Below are 21891 nucleotides of genomic sequence, written 5' to 3'. Positions count from 1 at the left end.
TGTAAGGCCCCGGAACCTTCCAAATAACTTGCGGACCGGAACATCCGCCTTGTAAACAAAAACGATATTCATATAGGAGAAATCATGAACAAAACAACATACATGGCTAAGCCAGGTGAAGTTGAACGTAAATGGTATGTAGTAGACGCTACTGATGTACCTCTTGGACGCCTTTCTGCTGTTGTAGCAAGCGTACTTCGTGGAAAAAATAAACCAACTTTCACACCTCATACTGATACAGGTGACTTTGTGATTGTTATCAATGCTGAAAAAGTAAAATTAACTGGTAAAAAGGCAACTGATAAAGTTTACTACACTCACTCAATGTACCCAGGTGGATTGAAATCTATTACTGCTGGTGAACTCCGTTCTAAGAACGCTGTTCGTTTGATCGAAAAATCAGTTAAAGGTATGCTTCCACATAATACTCTTGGCCGTGCTCAAGGTATGAAATTGAAAGTATTTGTAGGTGCTGAGCACACTCATGCTGCACAACAACCAGAAGTTCTTGATATTTCAGGACTTATCTAAGGAAAGGAACAAATAAGCTATGTCACAAGCACAATATGCAGGTACTGGACGTCGTAAAAACGCTGTTGCACGCGTTCGCCTTGTTCCAGGAACTGGTAAAATTACTGTAAACAAAAAAGATGTTGAAGAATACATCCCACATGCTGATCTTCGCCTTGTCATCAACCAACCATTCGCAGTTACTTCAACTGTTGGTCAATACGATGTTCTCGTAAACGTTCTCGGTGGTGGCTACGCTGGTCAAGCAGGAGCTATCCGTCACGGTATCGCCCGTGCCCTTCTTCAAGTAGACCCAGACTTCCGCGACTCACTCAAACGCGCTGGTCTTCTTACACGTGATGCCCGTATGGTAGAACGTAAGAAACCAGGTCTTAAGAAAGCACGTAAAGCTAGCCAGTTCTCAAAACGTTAAGAACCAGCTACAATACAGACTTTACAGCACTTCATGGTTCACACCATGGGGTGTTTTTTTAGTGATTTTTAGCAAAATTCACACCACTTTTCACACCAAATTCACACCATTACTTTTTAAGGTTACGGTAAGCAATTTCACCAACAGCCATTGGTATGACATTTGAAGTATTGACATAGGTCTTAGTTGTGAGAGTGTCGCTATGCGTTAGAGCTTCTGAAATGTCCTCTAGTGATGTGCCAAATTGTTTGGCAAGAGTTGCACCCGTATGACGTAATTTATGAGGTGTGGCGTGTGTTAGTTCCTTATGACGGCGTTCGACTGACTTCATCTTATTATTAAGATAATCAGCGTGTAAGGGACTATTAACATTCCCTTTTGTATCAATATAAGTAAAAACATACTGTTCATCAGATTGGATAATATTGAATTTTGCCAATTCCAATTTTTGTTGTTTTTTCCAAGCACGGAGTAAATCAGTTAGTTCAATAGGAATATGGAAAGTTGTCCTTTTATTTCCCTTGGTTGATTTTGGATTTTTATACTTGTCCAAGGCTTTCACTAACTGAATTTCCTGTTTCTTTAGGTTAATGTGTTTCCATTGCAAAGCGTAACTTTCGGATTTTCTATCTCCTAAGAAAAAAGTTGTATAGAATAACACATAATCTTTGAATAGGAGCTTGTCGTTTTCTAAATCTTCTTCAAAAGCGGTGAACCATGCTTGAAGTTCTGATTGTGACAGATACAAATCTTCATCATTTTTACCCTCTTGTAGTTTAATTTTTTTAGTTGCCTTAATACGGCTAATGGTTTTAGAGAGACGATTAGTTTCGATATATTCTAATTCCTCAGCCCAATCAAAAATAGAGCTAACATAACTTCTGATGACTTTGAAGTTGGCATATTCTTCTGCTTTTTGGGTCAATAGGTTCAAAACAACTTGCTTATTTTGATTGAGAAAATCAATAGAATAATTTCCAAGCAAGGGTAGGATATGTTTTCTAAAGACAATTTCTGTACCGCCAATAGTAGCTTGTGAAGGTGGTTTTGTGGTAGATGTTGTTTGACCTGCTTTATAGGATTCCCACCAAACATTGTGATAAAAATCGGAAAAGAGGATTGAACCATTTGTTTCCAATGAGGTTGCATCTCCGCTTAAAATTTTATCAATCCTGTTTTGTAATTCAAGTTCGTATTTTTTAGCCTCATTCCTTAATTTGAAACGTTTTTCAATCATTTTTTTATTAATTCCCAATGAGGATTTGACTTCTTCTGGGACATAGATACGTAAGCGATAAGTTCCGTTTTTAGTTTTTGTAATTGACATAGTATTCTCCTTTTTTGAATTGAGCTAGAAAAATACCGTGGCTTCATTATATCAAACCACGGTTAGAATGCTACTGATTTTGTAACCAGTGATTGAGTTCGGCTTTATCAAAGCGGACAGTTTTTCCAACTCGAATAACTGGTAACCCCTTTTTTATCCAAGAATCAAGCGTATTATTGGCAATTCTTAGATACTTACAAGCTTGTTGCTTATTCAAGAATGGACTTTCAATGTTGTTACTATCCAATTTATTTTTTATTTCATTTTCTATAAGCCGGCTAATTAACAGTTGTAGCTGATGAATTTGTTCGTCTGGTAAAGTCACTTGCATAGCCTTTTTTGTCCTTTCATGATATACTACTAGTAGTTATTATTTCTAAGGCGATTTGTTTAAGGCAAGTCGTCTTTTTGTATGCCCCAAGTGTCGGAACTCTGATGTTCACGGACATATTGGTCAATCTCCTTTTCATCGCTGTTAGTAAATTTCGATAGTCCCAATTTCAAGAGGTCTTGGAGAAATTGGTCAGCTCCCTCAAGTGTGCTTGTTTCGTACTTAGCCACATAGAGTTTTGCTAAGGTCTTTGAGACTTGTTTTTCCGTCCATTGTTCCGATTGTCTAAGCGTTGGCTTGGTGCGTTCAACACTCAATTGTGTTTTGATTTCCGTCTGGAGGTAATCCAGCCACCATTTAACAGATTGACGTCTGCGTTTGTTGGTATCCCTGTCATTAGGTCTGACAAAGCGGTAGTGTCCATTAATAGCCTCAAAGTAAATGGCTGTCAGAGGTCTTTTAAGAACCATTTGCTGGGCGATAATATTGGCTTTGCCTTGCCAACAACGTAGCTCCGCCCTGACCCAAGCGCTTGTCTTATCAATAATCTTACCTTTGCCTGTTTGTTCCATGAGTTTGTTGTAAACACACCATTGTTGGCTTCCTCGTGCGCCTATGGTGACGGTCTCGCCAACCCGTTCCCCTGTTTCAAGGATTGAACGCTCGTGATAGTCCATGTGTTGGGCTCTGGTGATACACAAGCCCCGTTTACAGTAAGCATAGAGAGTTTGAACCGATAAGGCGTTATCGTAGATGTCGTTGGCAATATCAATTCGGGTAAAGTTGACCTGATAGCAGTAAAGGCGTGTGACCAGAGCTACCCAGTTGTTAGCGTTACCCGCCATAAATTCCTCATATTGTCGACAACCTTGACCTTTTAGTTCTAAATAGACCCCCATACTATCTAGAGCTTGGTTAAAGTAAACCTTGATGTCTGAACAGGCATAGTGACGTTGATACTTGTTTATTCCCCAAGCATTAAGAGCAAACTTATCTTTGGGAATGAGCAATATATCTTCTAATACCTCTTCTGGTGGGACATCTTTAACGGTTACAGCGAAGTAGTCAATTCTTACGCTGTTTTCCATGTTTAATCCCCAATGATTTTAAGGTCATTGGCTACCAGTTTTACTCCAGACCAGTTACTACGAGACATGTTCCACATGAGACGGACTTGAGGATTGACGAGTTCAACGGTCTTATCAAGTAAACCGTCGTTTTCTGCCAGTTTCGTGATTTTGTTGAGGTTGTCATGAATTTCAAGCGTAATCACTTTGAGTTCCTCAATGGCAATGTTCATTTCTTTTAACACTTTGATTTTATCCGCATCTTGAACGCTACAAACTAGTTTGGATGATTCGTCTGTTCGGACTTGTTCGCCATTTACCTCTTGATACTTATAACTCATACGAGCAGAGAGCACCACCACCTTTTTAGGTAGCATGAATTGACTTTTATCAAGGTTCAATTCGCCAAGTTTAAGTGTTGTGTCAGTTAGTGTTAAGTTTGTCATAGTATTCTCCTTTGTGTTTTTTAAATAGTCATCTTTTCTAAATGTACGCAGAATTAGCTTTGAACCTTACTCCCCCAAGGGATTTCAGCGAAGACTTCAACTGATTGGTTTTAATCCCATACGTATCAAGGGTTCAGCCCACTTTTCATGTACATTCGTACCCCCTATTAGTAATGGGGTATCGATTTAAGGGAAGTTCGCCCGTCCAAGCACGGGCACGCCATTATGGGCTACCGTGTTTCCACACACTCGCCCATGGCGTTGTGCTTCTAACCGTGCTCACTTCCCAAATAACTTTTTCTTCTTTGGTTTTTCCAAATCTTCAATCTGCTTGCTTAACTGCTCTATACGAATAGCTAATAGCTGTTCCTGCTGTGTTAAGTCAGTTACTTTTTTGGTTAATCCTTTTAGTTGAACAGTTAAGCGATTAATTTTTTGGTTAATGGATAGTGGAGATGCTCTAGTCGGTGCATAAGCCTTTAGGATTGCCTTATCAAGTCCAAGACTTCTTTAGGTATCTGCAATTCGTTGGAGCTTTTCAATATCATCAGCTGTAAAGAGAAATATTTTACTATAGGAACGTTTCCCTGTTTGTATCCTATCTTCTTGAAAGGTATGTCCTGTTAACTGTTCAATTTTTAAGCGCCACTTCTTTAAGGTTGAGACAGAGTTCAAACCAGAGACAAGCTCAATCGTTTGGGAATAATCGTAAAAGAGAGTCATAGCTACCTTCTTTCATTTACTTTTAGGGTAAAATATTATATAATTAAGAGGTAAATAATTATTTTACCTTTAATTATCTTTATTATACAAAATAAAATTTTACTCGTCAACCAAAAAGTAAAAATAGGTTTTACCTAGAAAGTGAGATACTAATGGCTCCTTTATATAATTATACGGCTGTTCTAAGAGCTGGAGAGTTGGATATTAAATCTGCTCGCTTAAAAGCAGGAATGACCCAAAAAGAATTGGGAAAAATTCTTGGTGTAACCAAACAGACGATTATTAACTACGAAAAAGGCACTACCGAACCAAGTTGGGAGCGCCTTGAAGATATAGCGAAAGCCTTGAAAATTGATATAGATGATCTTTTTCCTTATAGTGAACTTGGAGAAAAAAAGGGGGATTTAAAGTGGGCAGAACATTTGGAACGTTTGGCAAATAACTTTCAGTATGCTCGTATGGCAGAAGAAGAATTGCTGTTACAAAGTCTTTTTAATTACTCAAAATTTCAGCGAGAAGTGGAACAAAAAACTTATACGAAAGAGCAACTCAATCAAGCGTTGGAATTGGAAAGCAACAATGCCATGTCTGATGAGAATAAAATAGACCTCATCAAACTTAAATATGAAAAAGACATTCAGAAGAAAACCGACAATCTCATCTCGTTGTATAAAGACCAATCAAATAAAGAACTTGATGTAATTCGATTTGAAAAGACAAGTTTATAAAGAATTAATGAAAGAAAACGCTATAGTACCAACTATTTATAGTTTTCTATTTTTGATGTTTGATGAGTATAAAATGAAATAACTATATAACCAACACTTCAAGTAAAAGTGTTGGTTGTTTCTTAGTATTGATTGTTTTATACTAGAATTATCAAGCAAGAGGAGGACTATATATGGATAGACAACAAATTGGTTTAGATATTTTTCATGAATTGTTGCCCGATGTACAAAATGTTGGTCAACAATCCCCTGATAGCATAGCTCCTGAGCTAGGTAATCTTAGTCTAGAATACGCTTTTGGAACACTATGGAGTAGAGAGGGGCTAGACAGACGGTCTCGTAGTTTGGTAACCTTAGGGATTTTGATTGCTCTTAGAGCCTCTAAGGAATTATCCTTTCATTTCCCAATCGCTATGACTAATGGGCTAAGCAAGGAAGAAATTGATGAAGTTATCTATCATGCGACTGCCTATGCAGGTTTTCCAGCAGCATCAGAGGCTGCCAATGTCGCAAAAACTGTACTGAAAAAGGAGGAAAAACATGACTAACCTTACTAACAAAGTAGCTATTATCACAGGAGGTGCCTCAGGTATCGGAAAAGAGACTGCTAAGCGCTATCTGACAGACGGAGCTAAGGTGGTTATTGCTGATTTTAACAAAGAAGCTCTTGAAACAAGTGTTCAAGAGCTGAAAAAACTAGGGGAAGTAACAGGTGCCTTGGTTGATGTAAGAAATGCCCAAGATAATGATAAAATGTTTGATGTTGCACTAAGTACCTATGGACAAGTTGATGTCCTTATCTGTAATGCAGGTGTTATTGACGGCTTTACCTTACTTGAAAATATGAATGAGGATTTGTGGGAAAATACTTTTGCGATTAATGTCAAAGCTCCTATGCTCCAAATGAAACGTGCCGTTACTGAATTTCAAAAAGGTAAGGGAGGCAGTATCATTGTCGTTGCCTCAGCAGCTGGTTTAGGTGGTGGGCGCTCTGGTGTAGGCTACACTGCCTCAAAACGTGCTGTCATTGGTCTAGCAGAAAATGTCGCTTTCTCCTATGCTGACAAAGGTATTCGAGTTAATGTTATCGCTCCTGGTGGTGTCGCAACTAATATCATGAAAACATCACCACAGGTTGATCCTGAAGGTAATGAAATCTTCCACAAAGGTATGAGTCTCATGCCACGTGTTGGCATGCCAACTGAATTTGCAGGGATAATGGCTTTCTTAGCCAGTGATGATGCTAGCTTTATAAACGGTGCTACTATCTCTGTTGATGGTGGTTGGAATGCCTATTAAGTCTTATATTTTGTCATTACAAAATGATATAATCTTTCAGGAGGGGTCAAACACCCCTCTTTTAACCATTCTTTGACAACTGCTAAAAGCCCTGCTCTAAAAAAGGCGGTATCGTATTGATACATCTCCTCATCATAGGCAATCAATGTTCCCTTGCTATCGTAAAAAGTAAAATCCAAATCTAAGTCTCCATGTAAATGGAAATAAATCTGATAAAGTTTTTGATGTTTCTTGATGTGGTAGAATAAATCTAAAAAACATGCTCGGAGTTTTTATTGTGTAGCTGTTCCTGATAGACAAGGTCAAAACGATTTTCCAACTCCACTTTAATCGTTTCTGTCAAATCTACTATATCATAATAATGGTCATAGAAGGTAGAGCGATTGATTTGTGCCTCTTTGCACAATAAAGTCACAGAGATATTTGCTATATCTTTGGTCTTTAACAAGTGCAGGAGAGCACTTGTAATTTTTTTCGTGGCTAGCGTTTCTTTTTGATTTTTGACGATATCATTCATGGGTATAACCTCTAATTCTAGTCAAATGACCTTTTACTCTTTGAAAATAGAAATATACTATACTAAAAAACAGCATTACAAATGGTGATATATAGTTGATTGAAACAACAATAGTACACCTTAGTTTGCAGGAAGATTAACCATTTACAATAAAATGTTGGAAATTTTATTGTCTTATTCCTATTTTAATCCACTATATTTAATAAATTTACTCTTGAAAAATCATATTAATCAAGGTAAACAAAAAAAGAAACAGAAAGATTGAAAACCAAAGATAAGCATGGCTTATCACGTTAGCGGAAACTGTATCGTTTTAAGGTTATTTCTTTTTGAAGCGGTGACCAATAATTAGGCTAGCTGCACAAAGCATAGCAAGGGGGAATACCCAAATAGGTGCAAAATCAAGGCTTTTCGCTTCAACCGACGTGTATTGAATATCTACTTCATTTTGGTAATTATTAAAATTATGCTCTATAATTCTTTTAATATTTTATCAAATAATTCTTCTAATTTTCCTAAATCTCCATAGACTGTTCCATCCATATAAAGGTTGTAAACTTCATCATCTTGTTCCACTCGTATTTGTGCAGAATACCCTTTTGATAATGCTAAGGAACGAATGACTTCTCGTTGAGTTCGTCCATTCCCTTCTCGGAAAGGATGGAAGTAATTAAGATTATCAAGAATTTTGGCTAATTGTTTAATAATCTCATCTTTTGAATTAGCAGTTTGATAATAGGTATGAATAAGGCGGTTTATATAGGCTTGGGCAGTACTGAAAGATTGTATTGGCATAAAAGAATTACCACTTTTCGAGATATTCACCTTGCGATATTGTCCCGCCCAAGCATAGACATCTTGAAACAAATATTTATGAATGGCTAAAATATCATTAATAGAACAGACTTCAATAGTTTTCAAGCGCAAGTCTGCAAGCCTTCTAGTAACAAATAAATGCTCATTCCGGTAGGCTTCTTCAATATTTGTAATATTTTGTTTGTTGATTAAGACTGTAGAATTTGGATAGGTATATTGGTGATTAGGGTCAATGTACTCGTAGCCTTCGTATTGATTTTTAACCAATATTCAATTCCTTTCGTCTGTTGATAACATAAGTTTTTAAATCAATCACATCTTGAACAGTAGGTTCATAATTTTCAATCATTGATGACCCAATAGCATACCAGACGGTATCAAAATCTGAAAAGTTATCAAAGGGAATCCCTAAAATTGTTAATTCTTCTTTATTTACATCAAGAGTCATGGCGTACCTCCTTGTACAACGTTATCTCCATTATACCATAAAATCGGTATTTTCACCTAAAGGATAGAGACCAAAAGATATATCATATTAAATGTAGATTTATGATAAAATAGTTTTATTATAAAAAGAAATAACAGAGGTGTAGCATAGAGCCATATATTACAGAAGCTTTAGTAAGAGCAGTGGGGATTTATCCAAAATCTGAATATTACAACAAATAGGTGTTAAGAATAAAGTACAGTTTTGATGAAATACAACCGACTTTGATTGTTCGATTTCGACATGAAAATCAAAATAATTATGGTAAAGCTGCAATTCTTTATCTTAATTCAGAATCATCATCATGGTATAATAAAAAAGGATGCCAATGCTTTCAAGGAGAAATCAGTGGAAAAAAGAAATTATCAAGCTAAAGAAACATTAGATAATGTTGAAACTAATCACTCAAAAATAACAGCTAATGCACTATTTAATTTTATGAAAGAATATTCTTTTTTAGAAAAGATTTTGTTAAATATGTCTATATTTCCTAGATATTATCCTGAGGATATAAGTTATTTAAAATTAAGATATAATTCGAAAGATTTAACTGAGTGGTATATTCCAATGACTTGTTTCTGCGATATACCATTACATCAAATTAGTTATCATGCAGAGGGGAATCTATCATCTCCTGATGATAAAGGTTATGGTAAATTTTCAATAGCATTTCATAAAAGTTTTGGTATCAAAAAAGGAATTCAACCAATTCACTATCTAAATGAAAAATCTATCAATGTTAAAGAACTAACAAATACAATGAATTTGTTGTTGAATCAATTTACTGATTTAACAAATGAAGTTTCAGAAACTAATGATATTCTAACAAATTTTATTTTTGAATATATTAGAATTATAAAACCTTACTATGGTAATATGAAACGTAGGGATAAAGATAATAATATCCAAGTAGTAAGAAAGAATTTTCAAGATGAGCATGAATGGAGATATATACCAAAACTAGATTCGGATGAGCTTCCATTAATGTTGATTAATGAAGAGGATATTCTTGCAGAAGAAGTAAATAAGATCTATACAGATAGTATACCGTGGACAGCTGAGGGAGTGCTGAGTTTCAATGTTGATGATGTAAGATATATATTTGTTGACACTGTTCAAAATAGAGATAAGCTAATAAAATTTATTAGAGGGAAGCGAAAGGGGAAACGACTTTCCCGTCAAGATAAAGATATCCTAATTTCTAAAATAATGGTGTATGATGAATTAAAGGAGGATTGGTGAGTGGTTAATTCAAAGTTTAACTCAGTCTTTTCTAAAAAGAACAACACTAAAACGATTAAGGCACCAAGTGCGTTAAGAAAAAAATTGAATTTGAAGGCTCCTAAAGGCTATTCTTATGAATTGATGGAAGGGACTGAAGATATGTATGTCTTGCGATCAAAAAAAAATCGTAAGGAAAATAGTTTTCAAGTCAGAATTAAGTTTCCATTGAAGTTTGAAGGAATGGAAATTCATAACCTTGATGAATTGCTTGAGGCTATGTATAGAACGCAAAAAGTATTTAAATTGGATCAATCGTTACAAAATGATCCGCCTACAATTATACATTTAGGGAGTTCTGGCATAATTAATCAATTTATAGGTTCTATGGAAAAATTTCCCGATTTGCAACCTTTGGAAATTGAAGTAGATAAACAGCAAGTTTATTTACCTATTAAGAGAATCGCATATCCAAGTTTAACTGAAATAAAAATTGTCTCTGATAGAAATCATTTGATTGATTTAGAACTAATATTAAACGAGAAATCAGGCAATGCCAACCTGATGATGAAACTTAACTATGATAATTTAGTGACCTTAGACAACTATTTTAAGAACTTATATATTATCCGTTCTTTTTTTAAGGGTAGAATAAAAATATTCAATAAGATTATAAAACCTGACAAAAATCAAATTGAGGTATTTGAGCAAAACCATAAGTTTTTAAATGCACTTAATAAACTGCAAGATTATTTTTCTGTCAAATTTAATTTTCCTCAGAAAATAAACAAGGATGACGTCTATTTTACAAAGATATTATTTGAATCCTTTATAAATAGTAGGATGGTGGCAATTAACAATAAAAGTCAGATAAGTTTTTCATTTGAAAAAGAGAAATTTGATCCATCAGAACATGTTTTAAAGAAAGGAGAGACATTAGGTGTAGTCATCCCAAGAGAAGTAACACTACAGATATTTGGGGTTGAATTACGATTTTTAGAGTATAGCATCTATCCGCGAATAATTTTTGAAAACTCAATAGATAACGATCAAGATGAAATTAAGTTGATATTTAAATTACCCGAGGAGAGTAATCATTTTATTTTAGACTCATTAGATTCAATAGAAAATTTTGACATGACAACTGCTGGTCAAAAATTATTTGAATTAACTGATGCTGCGATTGATATTGAAAAGATTGATTTTCAGTCATTAAGTGAAAAATAATGGACTTGTATATTTCTACCTGAAGAAAGTTTTCTGGAATTATTCTATTACAAACATAGGATAAATCCATCCTATTTTATTGCTTTTATTGCTTCAAAATGGTATGATAAACAAAAGGAGGCGATGACAATGCAAATTAATCTTGAAAATTTAGTTCCAATCACGGAGGCAAATCAGAATTTCTCTAAAGTTGCTCGTATGGTTGATAGTAAAGGTACAGCTGTTATTTTGAAAAACAATAAACCGAAATATGTTTTAGTTGACTATAATACCTTGGTTCAAGAAGAACAGACAGAAGCTGTTGTTGCTGATCAAGCTAGTGTTGACGAGGTGGCAAGTTCTATCTTGTCACGCCACCTAGAAGCCTTTAAGGAATTAGCCAAATGAAGCGATTAACCGTTGAACAGGTTGTTGCCTTACATAGTCAATTGATTATAGCTTCTGGAGGAATGGGTGGTGTACGAGATAAGGGGTTAGTTGAGTCCTCGCTTTCTAATGTTTTTGATACTTATTTTGGAGTTGATCAATATCCAACTATTGAAGAGAAGGCAGCTAGACTTTGTTATTCTTTGATTAAGAACCATGCTTTTTTAGACGGGAACAAGCGCATTGGTATTTTTGCGATGCTTGTGCTACTAGAAATTAACGATATTGTGCTTGATTGTACTGATGAAGAGTTAGTTCATCTTGGATTAGGTGTAGCAGCATCAGAATTAACCTACGAAGATATTTTAGATTTTGTAAAAAATCATTGATACAAAAAGCAAGTGACTACTAAAAATCACTTGCTTTATTTTTTAATTATTCGAAGATAATAATGGTGTGAACTTTTGGTATTTTTAGCTCAATTCTTTGTAATTTTGGGGTAAAATTCACACCATTCAGATGAAATTAGTTGAAATTTAATGAAATTTCAAGTATTGAAAACTATTGAAAACGTTGATTTTAAAGGCTTTTTGAAATTTATTCAAATACATATTTATAAAACCAGGTCTTAAAAAGGCTCGTAAAGCATCACAATTCTCAAAACGTTAATTAATACGATTATATCAACGTTTCGAACATCTCTTGGTTCCCACCAAGGGGTGTTTTTTTAATGTTCCTTGAGAAAAATTCCCACCATTCTCCCACCATCATTTCTTCAAGTTACGGTAAGCAATCTCTCCAACAGCCATTGGAACGATGTTAGAGGTATTGATGTAGTTTTTAGTTATGCAGTTGTATTTATGAAGTTTTACCAGAGTGCTTCCTATTTTACACACTATTTTTACGCTAATGTTTGTCATCATCAGTCATATAAGTAGTAAATTGTAGTCTGATGATTACTTCAAAAGTAGATAAATCATTTCTTTCTTTGTTGAATTCTAAATTATATGAAAGTCAGAGCACTGTTTAAATGTTGCTGTTACAAACCAAGGAAAAAGAGATACAAAAACAGCCTCTACAAACATATTGATTGTATGGGCTATTCTGTCAAAAATTACCAGCTAGGAAAAATAGCTATATTCTAAAAGCTCGATTTTTCGGGTTCTTTTTTCTAGTCTATATGATCATCTTCGTCTAGTGAGATGTATTGGTCAAGAGAAGAATGAACAAGGGTTAAAAATTTTTCTTTGAAGACTTGTGGTGGGAGTGGCTTTTCTTGGGCTATCCATACTTCAATGTTGGCAATCACATAATGCACCAGTAAAGAGATGATAAAGTCATCTGGCAAATCAACAAGTGATTGATTCGGTTTGATATTTTCAAGTGCCCATTTTGTGTAAATCTTTTTTAAATAATTGGTCCAATAAGGATCTGTTGAGCTAGAATACAGCATTTTTAGCCATTTTCGATTTTCATAAAGAATAGGGAAAATGTTATCTGCAATGAAAAGAAATGGGTCTTTATTTGTTAGTGTATTGTATTCTAAAAAAGCCTCATAAACAGGTTTATCAATGCTCTCATGAATGGATTCAATGATGTCGTCAACACTATTGAAATGATGTTTGTAAATTGCTTGACGTGAAATGCCAGCTTTTTTGGCAAGGTCACTCATTGAGAGATTGGCTTCATTGGGATTTTGCATTGCTAAGTCATAGAAAGCATCCAAAATCTTTTGTTGATTACCTTTTACCATATAAAACAACTCCTCTCTCTTTTTAGTATAATGAAAAGAGAAAAAGATTGCAAGAATAGGATAAACAAAAATATTGATAGAATAGTCTAATTATGATGTAATAGTAAAAGTGCACTATTTTTAATGCATAATAATTTTATTATTATAAAATAGTTCTGAATAAGAGGATAAATTTTACATAAATAATAGGACAAAATCATAGAGAATGTATGCTAAAATATTGACATTATAAATTTGGGGCTATAAAATATTGATGTATAATAAAAGTGGTTTTCTTATTGTAGTTGTACACTTTTATTTTGCCTACAGTATTTCATTTTAAGGAGGAAGTCGTGAGGAAAATCAAAGTAATGGTCGTTTTTGGAACAAGACCCGAAGCGATTAAAATGGCTCCACTTGTTCTTCAATTGAAAAAACAATCAGAAAAATTTGAAACCATGACAGTTGTGACTGCCCAACATCGACAAATGTTAGATCAGGTATTGCAAAACTTTAACATTGAACCAGATATTGATTTGGACATCATGGGAAGGAGTCAAACATTAACGGATATTACGGTAAAAATTTTAAACCAACTGGACAAACTTTTAAAAGAAGTGAAACCTGACATCATTTTGGTACATGGAGATACAACGACAACATTTGCAACAAGTTTGGCAGCTTTTTATAATCAAGTTCGAATTGGACATGTGGAAGCTGGTTTGAGGACATGGGAAAAGTATTCTCCATTTCCAGAAGAAATGAATCGTCAAATGACAGATGCTGTAACAGATCTTTATTTTGCTCCAACGATGCAAAGTAAAGAAAATCTCATTAAGGAAAATCATGATGAAAAAAACATATTTGTTACAGGGAATACAGCGATTGACGCTTTAAAATTGACTGTTCAAGAGAATTATCATCATGATGTTTTGGAGCAAATACCATCAAATCATCGGCTGATTCTTGTTACCATGCACCGTCGTGAAAATCAAGGAGAACCAATGCGTCGTGTGTTTAGAACCTTGCGGCAAGTGGTCGAAGCGCATGATGATGTTGAGGTCATTTATCCTGTTCATTTAAGTCCAGCCGTTCAAGAGGCAGCAAAGGAAATTCTTAGCAATCATCCGCAGATTCATCTAATTGAGCCTTTAGATGTTGTGGATTTTCATAATATTGCAGCGAGAAGTTATTTCATTATGTCTGATTCTGGAGGTGTCCAAGAGGAAGCCCCTTCTTTAGGAAAATCGGTACTTGTATTGCGTGATACGACAGAGAGACCAGAAGGCGTGACTGCTGGGACATTGAAGTTAGTTGGAACAGAAAGTGAGAATATTCGCGAGGCTATGGAGACATTGTTGACAGATGAGACTGTTTATCATCAAATGTCTCAAGCTGGCAATCCGTATGGTGATGGCAGAGCGTCTGAGCGAATTGTAGAGGCGATTGCGCATTACTTTGGTTATGCAGCCAGACCAAAAAATTTTGTGATAGGAGAATAAGATGTATCGAAAAAAAGAACTGGAATGGACAATTGCTTTACTAATTATCGTAATTTTAGCAATTGTTGGTTATAGTTTCTATTTTGCGAGTAGTATTTTTTATGTTGAAATTATTTTGATTGTTCTTGCCATCTTGAGTGTATTTGTCTTACCAGATATGTTGCTGACTTGGCTGTTAATTTTTAGCGTTGTATTAGCAACTTTGTTTTTAGTGGCAGGTGTTGTGTATATACCAGCAAATCAGCGTTTCTTATTATTGATTACTTTTCCAGTAGTTCTGAGAATAGCCAAGCAAGTTAATATTCATCGACGAACCTATCTTTCTATTGTCAAAGACTATAGTGAGCAAGCAAAAGAATTGTATGAAAGCCATTTACAGGCGGTTCGAGATGGACGGGAAGAAAGCTTTCAAGCCTTATTAGTTCATTGGGCGCATAATGATTATTTTCAACAAATTTATCCAAAAGAATTTCGTTGGATGTTGGTGCGCCTCTATGCAACTTTAAAGAAATGCATGCAAGAAACAGGAACAGTTTATTATCTTTCAAATGGAAATTTTCTCATTTTATCTTCAGGAGAAGGACAGTCTCTAGTAGAATTATTTCAGCACAGCATGCTTGCTAAATTGTTACTGTTGCGTTTTAAAACCAGTAAGAGTGTGCAAGAAGTTCAATACAAATCAGGCTATTTGCTGATTGATTCAGAGAGTTATGAAAAGTTTTCTGATGTTGATGACTTTATGAAAAATCTAGAAAGACAGCTTGAGACAGACATTATTGTAGAATACTAGGAGGGAATCTGTGATCATAACCAATATATTTTTTGGAGTAGCATTGGCAATTAGTATCTTTTTTGCTGTATGCTTTGTTGTGCTGTTTATTTGTTATTTAGTCATTTATAACAGAGTGAATAAAAACTTTAAGGCGGTGAAACATGATTAGTCAGTTGATTATGATTATCACTCTGGTATCCATTTGGTTATCCTTGGTTTGGAGTTTAGTTACTTTGAGTTCAGGTGTTCATTTTTGGCTAAAACATAGCGACTTTAAAGTAGATACTAGTCCTTTAGAGAGCTATCCGATGGTTACAATTGTGGTACCAGCCCATAATGAAGATGTGGTCATTGCGCAAACAACAAGAGCTATTTTGGATATGAATTACCCACATGACAAAGTGGAATTGCTTTTATTTGCGGACAATTGTGAAGATACTACTTATCAAGAAATGTTAAAAGTAAAAGCGATGCCAGAATATGCTACACGAGATATTACCATTACAGACCGGAAGGGGACTGGCGGAAAAGCAGGCGTTTTAAATGATGCTCTGAAAATGGCGAAGGGTGAATATATCTGCGTTTATGATGCAGATGCTATGCCAGAGAAAAATGCTCTTTATTTTCTGGTTAAGAAAGTTCTGGAAGATCCAGAACGCCACGTGGCATCTTTTGGGCGAAATAAGACGCGAAATGCGAATCAAAATTTCTTAACACGTTGTATCAATCAAGAGATTGTCGTGACGCAACGAATTCAGCATGTTGGTATGTGGCATATGTTTAAAATTGGTCGCATTCCTGGCACAAACTTTATTATCAACACTGAATTTGTAAAAAGCATTGGTGGGTGGCGAAATGGCGCCTTGACAGAAGATACGGATATTTCTTTTAAAATTATGCAAAGTGGGAAATTGATTGCTTTGGCTTATAATTCTGAAGCTTTCCAACAAGAACCAGAGACAGTTAAAAGCTATTATATGCAGCGGAAACGTTGGGCTAAAGGAAATTATGAAGTTGTTATTTCAAATTTCAAGCATTTGTTTGACAAGAGCAATTGGCGTGTGAAATTAGAAGTTGCATATTATTCCTGTGTTTTCTTCTGGTTTAATGCAGCAATAATTTTATCAGATATTGTCCTTTTGTCAAATGTGATTGCTATTATTGTTCATCTATTTGTTCCAAGTGTTCATATTCCTTTTACATTTGATTCAAGTAATATTTACATTGCGCAATTGATGTTGTTTAATTGGCTTTTGATGATTATGCTATATCTCTTACAAATCAATATCGCTCTAGCCTCCCAATTTGGTCAAGCGATTTCTAAGCAGATTTGGTTAGCTTTGATTTCTTACTTTACTTATTCGCAGCTATTCATCATTGTTTCAATTGATGCTGTAACTTCTGTGACCTTGGACAAACTCTTCCATCGTGACGGAACCAAATGGGTTAAAACAAAGCGATTTGCAGGATAGGAGGAAACGTGAAAAGAACAAATTTAAGATATGTTTGGTTAGTTGCTATTTTATTGGCAATCATTACTATTTTTACTTATGTTAGATTCAATAGTACAGGTCATTTGAAGAATCAGATTTACCAACAATGGTCAAAAAATTATGTAGTTCAGCAAAAAGACAAGGCCTACGTCAAAACAACGAACGATAAGAAAAAAAATGTTGTGCTGTCTGAATCGCAGGGCTATGGAATGGTGACTGCGGTTGAAGCGGCAAAGCAAGGGTATGCCAGCCAGAAAGATTTTGAACGTTTGTACAATTATTATTTGGCACATCGTATGAAAAATACGCAGCTGATGTCATGGCGACAAACAGTCAAGAATGGTGTCGTTACAGCCGAAACCAATAATGCAACAGATGGCGATCTTTATATTGCGTATGCTCTGATTCAAGCAGCTAAATTATGGCCACAGAAGGCTGATGCATATCATACACAGGCTAGGGCAATCTTAAAGGATATTTTGACTTATAATTACAATAGTACAACAGGAGTGTTGACAGTTGGGAACTGGGCAACATCAGACTCAAAATACTATCGTTTAATGCGAACATCAGATGTTCTTCCAGCTCAATTCCAAGCTTTTTACAAGTTGACAGGTAATAGGCAATGGTTAAATATCAAATCAAACATGCTATCTAAATTGGAAATGATGAGTGCTAAATCAAAAACAGGTCTACTTCCTGATTTCCTTTGGGTGGAAGCAGATACAGTTCGGGCAGCTGAGAAAAAAGCTGTTGCTTCTAAGTATGACGGTGATTATTATTATAATGCTTGTCGCTTGCCATATAATTTAGCGCAAAGTCGGGATAAACAAAGCCGAAAGATATTGAATAAAATGATGAATTTCTTTATGAAACAAGAAGTGCTTTATGCTGGTTATACGTTAAAAGGCAAGGCTCTAAGTCATTATCAGTCTGCTAGTTTTGGCGCTCCGATTTTCTATGCAGCCAGCCGAAATTCAGCATATCGAAAACTGGTTCAGCAAAATAAATATATTTTTATGCAAGATTTGTCAAAGGAAAATTATTACGAAGCAGCCATGATTACCCTTGTTGCACTAGATGCTTTATAAACTAAATAGAAGTGGACACAAATTGGTATTTCGTAAGAAATTGATTTTGTCGCCCCACCCTGTAGGGTTGAGTTGGTGGTATTAGTTAGGGATTACTTAACTACTGCATATTGAGTTTTATTTTAGAAGAAAGTAAACGAGTCTGGGACATTTTTGTCTCAGACTCGTTTTTACTAGTAGAGTATTCTATTCTTCTTTTTTCTTTAAATGGAGCAAGTAGCCACTGACAAGAATGAACATGCTAGCAATAACCAAGCTGCTTTGATTTTCTTTGCTTCCTGTTTGTGGAAGTTGAGCTTTTCGAGTAGCGTTCATGATTTGAGGTTGAGGAGTGTAGCGTAGGGTTGTAGCTTGACCAGCCTGAGGTTTTTGATTGATGATTTCAACAACTTCAGTAGAAGGTTTTTGTTCTTTCTCAAGATCTTTCAGTTGAGCTAATTGACTGCCAAAGATAGCATTGGATACCCAACGGTAGAAATGAATCGTGTGAAGACGGTTTGTTGGGTTGCCAGCATAAATAAAGAGTGGTTGTTCTTTGTAGCTACCAGAAATAGCTACAATCTTATTGGCTAACTGTTCATTACCTGGCCACCAACCAGCGATATAATAATCACTGCCAGCAATCGAAGCTAATGTCTTGAAATTTGCAGGTACCTTAGCAATCCAGTTTCCAGAATTAGAATAGAAAAGATCATTCTTATTGTAACCACTAGTCAACGGATCTTTGTCATCAATGATAGCTTTCATCAGGCCTTCATAATCACTACCATTTTTGAGTTGTTCTGCGTCAAAGCCGTCAACCGCACCGAGTTCTTCAAGGCGTTGCATAGCAGTTCCGCCAACTACAATGGTTGGCTTCAGACCAAGGAGAGACTTGTCAAAGTTGTCACTTTCTAAAACAATCACATCAGCTTCTTCAGGGGTATTGACAATGTCAAATCCTAAATTCTTCAAAGCAAGAGCGGTATGAGCAGGAGTATCCACACCAGCCCAATAGTATTGATGAGGCGGTGCATAAACTTTTAGAGCTTTTAAGGTTTGCCCTTGAGGAGTTTTATAAAGGGCATCTCCATAGATTGCATAGTTTTTCAGCAGGTTGGCAAAAGTAGGTGTATCCACGATGTAGCCATCGTCTGTCAAATAAACTTTCTTACCGTCTCGGATTGCACGATTGACAGCGCGAACGGCACTTTCTGAAGTATTGGCAATGACATAATATGGTGCTTTGTGGTCAATTTCGCTAGTCCGAGTAGCACGAAGAGCAGTTACTTCACCGAGTTTACCGTCAAAGAGTTTTTCTTTAAAGACTGCTACTGCTTTGAATCCCCTCATATCTGGGAAATTAACCAGCAATTCTGCATACATAGCGGCCCAAGCAGATTCGTTGGAGCCCTTGTAGAGGATATGGTTGGCATAGCCACGTTTAGCTTGTGCCATATCAACAACCAAATCACCCTTCTTATAACCGCCAGTGTCTTCCTTCAATTCTTGAACGACAACGCCGTTTCTCTTGAAGTATTCAATCATATTATAGGCCTGTTGGGAGTCATTGCTCTTATCAAGTCCCATTGGAATCACATAATAATCGGGGAAGAATTTCTTTTGTCCATGTTTGATACGACCGACCACTTTACCATCTGGTCCAACTAATTCATTTTCAGCTTTTGGATCTTCTACTTTGTTTATACCGCGAAGATAGAAGTTGAGGCGCATTTCCATGAGTTTATCAGGATCTTGGGACAGGTAAGAGACACCTCCAAGGACAGCGTGATAACCAGCTTTATAGGATTCTTGATTGCCCTCAGGGATTTCAACGGTATGTCCTAATATTCCGTGGTACATAGCATAGACACCAGTGTAGCCAGAGAAGGAGTCATCCCAGCCATCGCCCCAGTCTAGTTTAGGAATGATGTAGTGGTCATACTTGGAATTGGCAACACCAGCACGGCCCATGTGGTGGGCATTTTCCAACATATTTTTTGCCAAAAGGTCATATTCAAAGTTTGGATCGTGCGGTGGAGTAGCTGGCTCAATCAGGAAGTCCTTGACAAAGCCGTGGATGTCGTAAAGTGCAATTGGATTCCATTTGTTGATGAGTCCAGCAACAGTCCGGGTTTCTGGGTTGGCCTGATAGCTAGTATCGCGGTTTGGATCGATTCCGTTAGCTAGGGCACGGGTATTGGCAACATCTCCGTCAGGATTTTCAGTAAAGTCAAAGAGGAAAATGAATTTCTTGAGGAGTTCTTTGACACTGAGTGTGACAGTCTTAGCATTGCCATTGGCATCGGTGGTTTGGAAAGAAATTTGATCTTTGGTCGCAAAAGTATTGAAGAGTCCAGTGATGATGTCGATAGCAGGTTGTTCATCGGCGTGGGTATTGTTGATAAGGACTGGCAGTTTATAGTCCAGTGTGCCATTTTTCAGAGCTGCTAACATTTCATCTGGTTTAGTGAGAGCGAGTCGATTGGTTGTATTGAGATAGTCGTCAATGCTCTTTTGATCGGAACTGATGATACCAAGTTTAACATCGCGTCCTTGAGCGCTTTTACCAGTCGTTTCGATTTTGACAAGACGATCCGTTTTAGCATCCTGCCGGCTCTTTTCGATAGCTGCCAGCATTTCATCATGGGTATGGAAGTTTTCATACGGTCGGAAAACAAGTGTTTTTCGAATCGTCAGACCGGATTTTTCGTTTGTTCCAACGAGTTCATGGTTTCCGATAAATTGCCGATAAGTTCTGCGGATATTATTTGGCGTCCGAAGACTTAAATCCTTTCCAAATAATTCATTAAATTTGAGAGAAAGTTTGAGGTCAGAACCATTAGTTGTTTCCTCAATGGTGACAAAGGAATCTCCTGAAAAGTCTCCTTTTTCCATATTCCAAGTTTTCCATTCAGCGATTGGCTTATTATCTAATTTCCAAGTCACCTTGCCAGCAGCGGCTCCTTGTTCCTGTACAGTCTCAGTAATGGTAGCTTTTTCAGACATATGGACTGTACTATCAGCTAATTGAACCTTCTTTTCTTCTGTTCCAGCTGCTCGTGTTTCTGTTTTTGCAGGTGTTGCAGGAGTCACTGTTTCGGATTCGTTTGTAGTAGAAGTCGAACTGTCTATTGAAGGAGCGCTTTCTGATTTTTGTGCTTCTTCTTGATTGGTTGTTGTGGGAAGCTGAACTTCAGCTGGTGAAGAATCTGGCGTTGCTGTCGCTTCTGTTGCTTCTGTTGCGTTTGTTTTCGCACTTGACTTTTCGGCAGGGACTACCGTTTCTGTCTTGTTAGTAATAGGCTGTGTCTCCGTGCCATCTTGCGTATCTGCAGCAGCATTTCCTTGCGTTAAAACTGCAACAAGAACGGCAGCTGACAAGCTGAGAACATTTGTGTACAATCGTTTCTTATATGAATTTTTCATAAGAAACCTCCTTTATGAAATTGAGGGCAGCAAAAATAACGAAAATAGCTCTTAGTTATTCTCTGTTATTTTTCTCCCCTTATTATTTGAAGTATACAAAGATAGTATACCAGAAAGTGTAAACGGTTTCAATCAAAAGTGTAGACAAAAAATAGAAATATATCAAAATAAATAGATATGTAATGAATTTTGGTGGGAATTGAATGGCAGAAAATCTCAAAGCACACACTAAAGACTATCAAAGAATAAACTTCACCTCGAAAGTCTGACAATGTTCTAACGAAGAAGGTTAGAGGTAAGACTTTTGCAACTGAAATATTCTTTAATCCCTAGAGAAAGGAAACCTTTTAAGACAAGTTGTTAAAGGTAAGATATTTTGAAAAGAATGAAGAAAA

24 protein-coding genes and 1 pseudogene are annotated in these 21891 nt (G+C 36.2%); 13 read left to right on the top strand and 12 right to left on the bottom strand.

Going from position 1 to position 21891, the window contains the following annotated elements; genetic code table 11:
- The first annotated feature begins 84 nt into the window (after positions 1–84).
- Together rplM and rpsI are read left to right on the top strand one after the other, a co-directional pair.
- Positions 85–531 (top strand): 50S ribosomal protein L13, encoded by a 447-nt coding sequence (gene rplM, locus IYQ23_RS05225; protein WP_003026230.1) that lies wholly within the window; start codon positions 85–87, stop codon positions 529–531.
- A 19-nt stretch (positions 532–550) separates the two neighbouring features.
- On the top strand, positions 551–943 hold the full coding sequence (gene rpsI, locus IYQ23_RS05220; protein WP_003035124.1) for a 30S ribosomal protein S9: 393 nt from the start codon (positions 551–553) through the stop codon (positions 941–943).
- Positions 944–1052: 109 nt separating this feature from the next.
- Here rpsI and IYQ23_RS05215 read toward each other — a convergent pair whose 3' ends face one another.
- From IYQ23_RS05215 to IYQ23_RS09575, 5 genes are all read right to left on the bottom strand, one after another.
- Positions 1053–2270, bottom strand: a complete 1218-nt coding sequence (locus IYQ23_RS05215) for a site-specific integrase (RefSeq protein ID WP_195674302.1) — start codon at positions 2268–2270, stop codon at positions 1053–1055.
- Between the two features lie 70 nt (positions 2271–2340).
- Positions 2341–2601, bottom strand: coding sequence for a helix-turn-helix domain-containing protein (locus tag IYQ23_RS05210; RefSeq protein WP_195674301.1), 261 nt, complete (start codon positions 2599–2601; stop codon positions 2341–2343).
- A 59-nt stretch (positions 2602–2660) separates the two neighbouring features.
- Entirely contained in the window at positions 2661–3689 is a 1029-nt protein-coding gene (locus IYQ23_RS05205) for a replication initiation factor domain-containing protein (protein ID WP_195674300.1), read from the bottom strand.
- 2 nt (positions 3690–3691) lie between these two features.
- A complete protein-coding gene (locus IYQ23_RS05200; protein ID WP_195674299.1) occupies positions 3692–4114 on the bottom strand; it encodes a hypothetical protein in 423 nt (140 codons plus the stop codon).
- Between the two features lie 510 nt (positions 4115–4624).
- Positions 4625–4837 (bottom strand): hypothetical protein, encoded by a 213-nt coding sequence (locus tag IYQ23_RS09575; protein ID WP_229311944.1) that lies wholly within the window; start codon positions 4835–4837, stop codon positions 4625–4627.
- A gap of 152 nt (positions 4838–4989) precedes the next feature.
- On the opposite strand from IYQ23_RS09575, the gene IYQ23_RS05190 reads away from it, so the two are divergent.
- From IYQ23_RS05190 to IYQ23_RS05180, 3 genes are all read left to right on the top strand, one after another.
- Positions 4990–5565: a helix-turn-helix transcriptional regulator gene (locus tag IYQ23_RS05190; protein ID WP_195674298.1), complete on the top strand. Its 576-nt coding sequence runs from the start codon at positions 4990–4992 to the stop codon at positions 5563–5565.
- Positions 5566–5738: 173 nt separating this feature from the next.
- Entirely contained in the window at positions 5739–6113 is a 375-nt protein-coding gene (locus IYQ23_RS05185) for a carboxymuconolactone decarboxylase family protein (protein ID WP_195674297.1), read from the top strand.
- Positions 6106–6864 carry an SDR family NAD(P)-dependent oxidoreductase gene (locus IYQ23_RS05180; protein ID WP_195674296.1) on the top strand — a complete coding sequence of 253 codons (759 nt, stop codon included), beginning with the start codon at positions 6106–6108 and terminating at the stop codon, positions 6862–6864. The genes IYQ23_RS05185 and IYQ23_RS05180 overlap by 8 nt, the downstream gene beginning before the upstream one ends.
- Here IYQ23_RS05180 and IYQ23_RS05175 read toward each other — a convergent pair.
- The 4 genes from IYQ23_RS05175 to IYQ23_RS05160 form a co-directional block, all read right to left on the bottom strand.
- Positions 6861–7073 carry a TetR-like C-terminal domain-containing protein gene (locus IYQ23_RS05175; RefSeq protein WP_324253121.1) on the bottom strand — a complete coding sequence of 71 codons (213 nt, stop codon included), beginning with the start codon at positions 7071–7073 and terminating at the stop codon, positions 6861–6863. The genes IYQ23_RS05180 and IYQ23_RS05175 overlap by 4 nt on opposite strands.
- 41 nt (positions 7074–7114) lie before the next feature.
- On the bottom strand, positions 7115–7381 hold the full coding sequence (locus tag IYQ23_RS05170; RefSeq protein ID WP_195674295.1) for a TetR/AcrR family transcriptional regulator: 267 nt from the start codon (positions 7379–7381) through the stop codon (positions 7115–7117).
- A gap of 471 nt (positions 7382–7852) precedes the next feature.
- On the bottom strand, positions 7853–8464 hold the full coding sequence (locus tag IYQ23_RS05165) for a Fic/DOC family protein (protein WP_195674294.1): 612 nt from the start codon (positions 8462–8464) through the stop codon (positions 7853–7855).
- Positions 8457–8645 (bottom strand): hypothetical protein, encoded by a 189-nt coding sequence (locus IYQ23_RS05160; RefSeq protein ID WP_014713950.1) that lies wholly within the window; start codon positions 8643–8645, stop codon positions 8457–8459. Before IYQ23_RS05160 ends, IYQ23_RS05165 begins: the two co-directional genes overlap by 8 nt.
- Positions 8646–9032: 387 nt before the next feature.
- Here IYQ23_RS05160 and abiGI point away from each other — a divergent pair, with 387 nt between their 5' ends.
- The 4 genes from abiGI (at position 9033) to IYQ23_RS05140 (ending at position 11887) form a co-directional block, all read left to right on the top strand.
- On the top strand, positions 9033–9926 hold the full coding sequence (gene abiGI, locus IYQ23_RS05155; protein ID WP_324253116.1) for an abortive phage resistance protein AbiGI: 894 nt from the start codon (positions 9033–9035) through the stop codon (positions 9924–9926).
- Positions 9927–11132 carry an abortive infection system toxin AbiGii family protein gene (locus tag IYQ23_RS05150; protein ID WP_195674292.1) on the top strand — a complete coding sequence of 402 codons (1206 nt, stop codon included), beginning with the start codon at positions 9927–9929 and terminating at the stop codon, positions 11130–11132. It abuts the gene before it with no gap.
- 129 nt (positions 11133–11261) lie between these two features.
- Positions 11262–11519 (top strand): type II toxin-antitoxin system Phd/YefM family antitoxin, encoded by a 258-nt coding sequence (locus IYQ23_RS05145; protein WP_106380241.1) that lies wholly within the window; start codon positions 11262–11264, stop codon positions 11517–11519.
- A complete protein-coding gene (locus tag IYQ23_RS05140; RefSeq protein ID WP_151380598.1) occupies positions 11516–11887 on the top strand; it encodes a type II toxin-antitoxin system death-on-curing family toxin in 372 nt (123 codons plus the stop codon). The genes IYQ23_RS05145 and IYQ23_RS05140 overlap by 4 nt, the downstream gene beginning before the upstream one ends.
- Positions 11888–12265: 378 nt before the next feature.
- Here the strand turns inward: IYQ23_RS05140 and IYQ23_RS09725 are convergent.
- A pseudogene (locus IYQ23_RS09725) lies at positions 12266–12343 on the bottom strand (site-specific integrase); the annotation flags it as partial.
- Positions 12344–12669: 326 nt separating this feature from the next.
- Entirely contained in the window at positions 12670–13251 is a 582-nt protein-coding gene (locus IYQ23_RS05135; protein WP_126467623.1) for a TetR/AcrR family transcriptional regulator, read from the bottom strand.
- A gap of 332 nt (positions 13252–13583) precedes the next feature.
- Here IYQ23_RS05135 and wecB point away from each other — a divergent pair, with 332 nt between their 5' ends.
- The 4 genes from wecB (at position 13584) to IYQ23_RS05115 (ending at position 18088) form a co-directional block, all read left to right on the top strand.
- A complete protein-coding gene (gene wecB, locus IYQ23_RS05130; RefSeq protein WP_324253115.1) occupies positions 13584–14732 on the top strand; it encodes a non-hydrolyzing UDP-N-acetylglucosamine 2-epimerase in 1149 nt (382 codons plus the stop codon).
- Between the two features lies 1 nt (position 14733).
- A complete protein-coding gene (locus tag IYQ23_RS05125) occupies positions 14734–15522 on the top strand; it encodes a hypothetical protein (RefSeq protein ID WP_106384555.1) in 789 nt (262 codons plus the stop codon).
- Between the two features lie 143 nt (positions 15523–15665).
- The gene (locus IYQ23_RS05120; protein WP_195674291.1) at positions 15666–16976 is read left to right on the top strand and encodes a glycosyltransferase family 2 protein; all 1311 of its coding nucleotides are present in this window, start codon (positions 15666–15668) and stop codon (positions 16974–16976) included.
- An 8-nt stretch (positions 16977–16984) separates the two neighbouring features.
- Entirely contained in the window at positions 16985–18088 is a 1104-nt protein-coding gene (locus IYQ23_RS05115; RefSeq protein ID WP_195674290.1) for a glycosyl hydrolase family 8, read from the top strand.
- 186 nt (positions 18089–18274) lie between these two features.
- Here the strand turns inward: IYQ23_RS05115 and IYQ23_RS05110 are convergent, their stop codons facing one another.
- Positions 18275–21496, bottom strand: coding sequence for an LPXTG-anchored zinc carboxypeptidase (locus tag IYQ23_RS05110; RefSeq protein ID WP_195674289.1), 3222 nt, complete (start codon positions 21494–21496; stop codon positions 18275–18277).
- Between the last annotated feature and the right edge of the window lie 395 nt (positions 21497–21891).

The sequence above is a fragment of the Streptococcus sp. HF-100 genome, from assembly GCF_015594635.1.
GTDB classification, from domain to species: Bacteria; Bacillota; Bacilli; order Lactobacillales; family Streptococcaceae; genus Streptococcus; species Streptococcus vaginalis.
Note: the sequence above shows the minus strand (reverse complement) of the source record. Positions and strands in the feature narration are given on the sequence as shown.

What these genes read in the sequence shown, in the direction of transcription:
- IYQ23_RS05180 (WP_195674296.1), top strand. Translation starts at nt 6,106, where the DNA reads ATGACTAACCTTACTAACAAAGTAGCTATTATCACAGGAGGTGCCTCA.
- IYQ23_RS05170 (WP_195674295.1), bottom strand. Translation starts at nt 7,381, where the DNA reads ATGAATGATATCGTCAAAAATCAAAAAGAAACGCTAGCCACGAAAAAA.
- IYQ23_RS09575 (WP_229311944.1), bottom strand. Translation starts at nt 4,837, where the DNA reads ATGACTCTCTTTTACGATTATTCCCAAACGATTGAGCTTGTCTCTGGT.
- rplM (WP_003026230.1), top strand. Translation starts at nt 85, where the DNA reads ATGAACAAAACAACATACATGGCTAAGCCAGGTGAAGTTGAACGTAAA.
- IYQ23_RS05210 (WP_195674301.1), bottom strand. Translation starts at nt 2,601, where the DNA reads ATGCAAGTGACTTTACCAGACGAACAAATTCATCAGCTACAACTGTTA.
- IYQ23_RS05205 (WP_195674300.1), bottom strand. Translation starts at nt 3,689, where the DNA reads ATGGAAAACAGCGTAAGAATTGACTACTTCGCTGTAACCGTTAAAGAT.
- IYQ23_RS05160 (WP_014713950.1), bottom strand. Translation starts at nt 8,645, where the DNA reads ATGACTCTTGATGTAAATAAAGAAGAATTAACAATTTTAGGGATTCCC.
- IYQ23_RS05185 (WP_195674297.1), top strand. Translation starts at nt 5,739, where the DNA reads ATGGATAGACAACAAATTGGTTTAGATATTTTTCATGAATTGTTGCCC.
- IYQ23_RS05145 (WP_106380241.1), top strand. Translation starts at nt 11,262, where the DNA reads ATGCAAATTAATCTTGAAAATTTAGTTCCAATCACGGAGGCAAATCAG.
- IYQ23_RS05190 (WP_195674298.1), top strand. Translation starts at nt 4,990, where the DNA reads ATGGCTCCTTTATATAATTATACGGCTGTTCTAAGAGCTGGAGAGTTG.
- IYQ23_RS05200 (WP_195674299.1), bottom strand. Translation starts at nt 4,114, where the DNA reads ATGACAAACTTAACACTAACTGACACAACACTTAAACTTGGCGAATTG.
- rpsI (WP_003035124.1), top strand. Translation starts at nt 551, where the DNA reads ATGTCACAAGCACAATATGCAGGTACTGGACGTCGTAAAAACGCTGTT.
- IYQ23_RS05125 (WP_106384555.1), top strand. Translation starts at nt 14,734, where the DNA reads ATGTATCGAAAAAAAGAACTGGAATGGACAATTGCTTTACTAATTATC.
- IYQ23_RS05110 (WP_195674289.1), bottom strand. Translation starts at nt 21,496, where the DNA reads ATGAAAAATTCATATAAGAAACGATTGTACACAAATGTTCTCAGCTTG.
- IYQ23_RS05140 (WP_151380598.1), top strand. Translation starts at nt 11,516, where the DNA reads ATGAAGCGATTAACCGTTGAACAGGTTGTTGCCTTACATAGTCAATTG.
- IYQ23_RS05215 (WP_195674302.1), bottom strand. Translation starts at nt 2,270, where the DNA reads ATGTCAATTACAAAAACTAAAAACGGAACTTATCGCTTACGTATCTAT.
- IYQ23_RS05135 (WP_126467623.1), bottom strand. Translation starts at nt 13,251, where the DNA reads ATGGTAAAAGGTAATCAACAAAAGATTTTGGATGCTTTCTATGACTTA.
- IYQ23_RS05120 (WP_195674291.1), top strand. Translation starts at nt 15,666, where the DNA reads ATGATTAGTCAGTTGATTATGATTATCACTCTGGTATCCATTTGGTTA.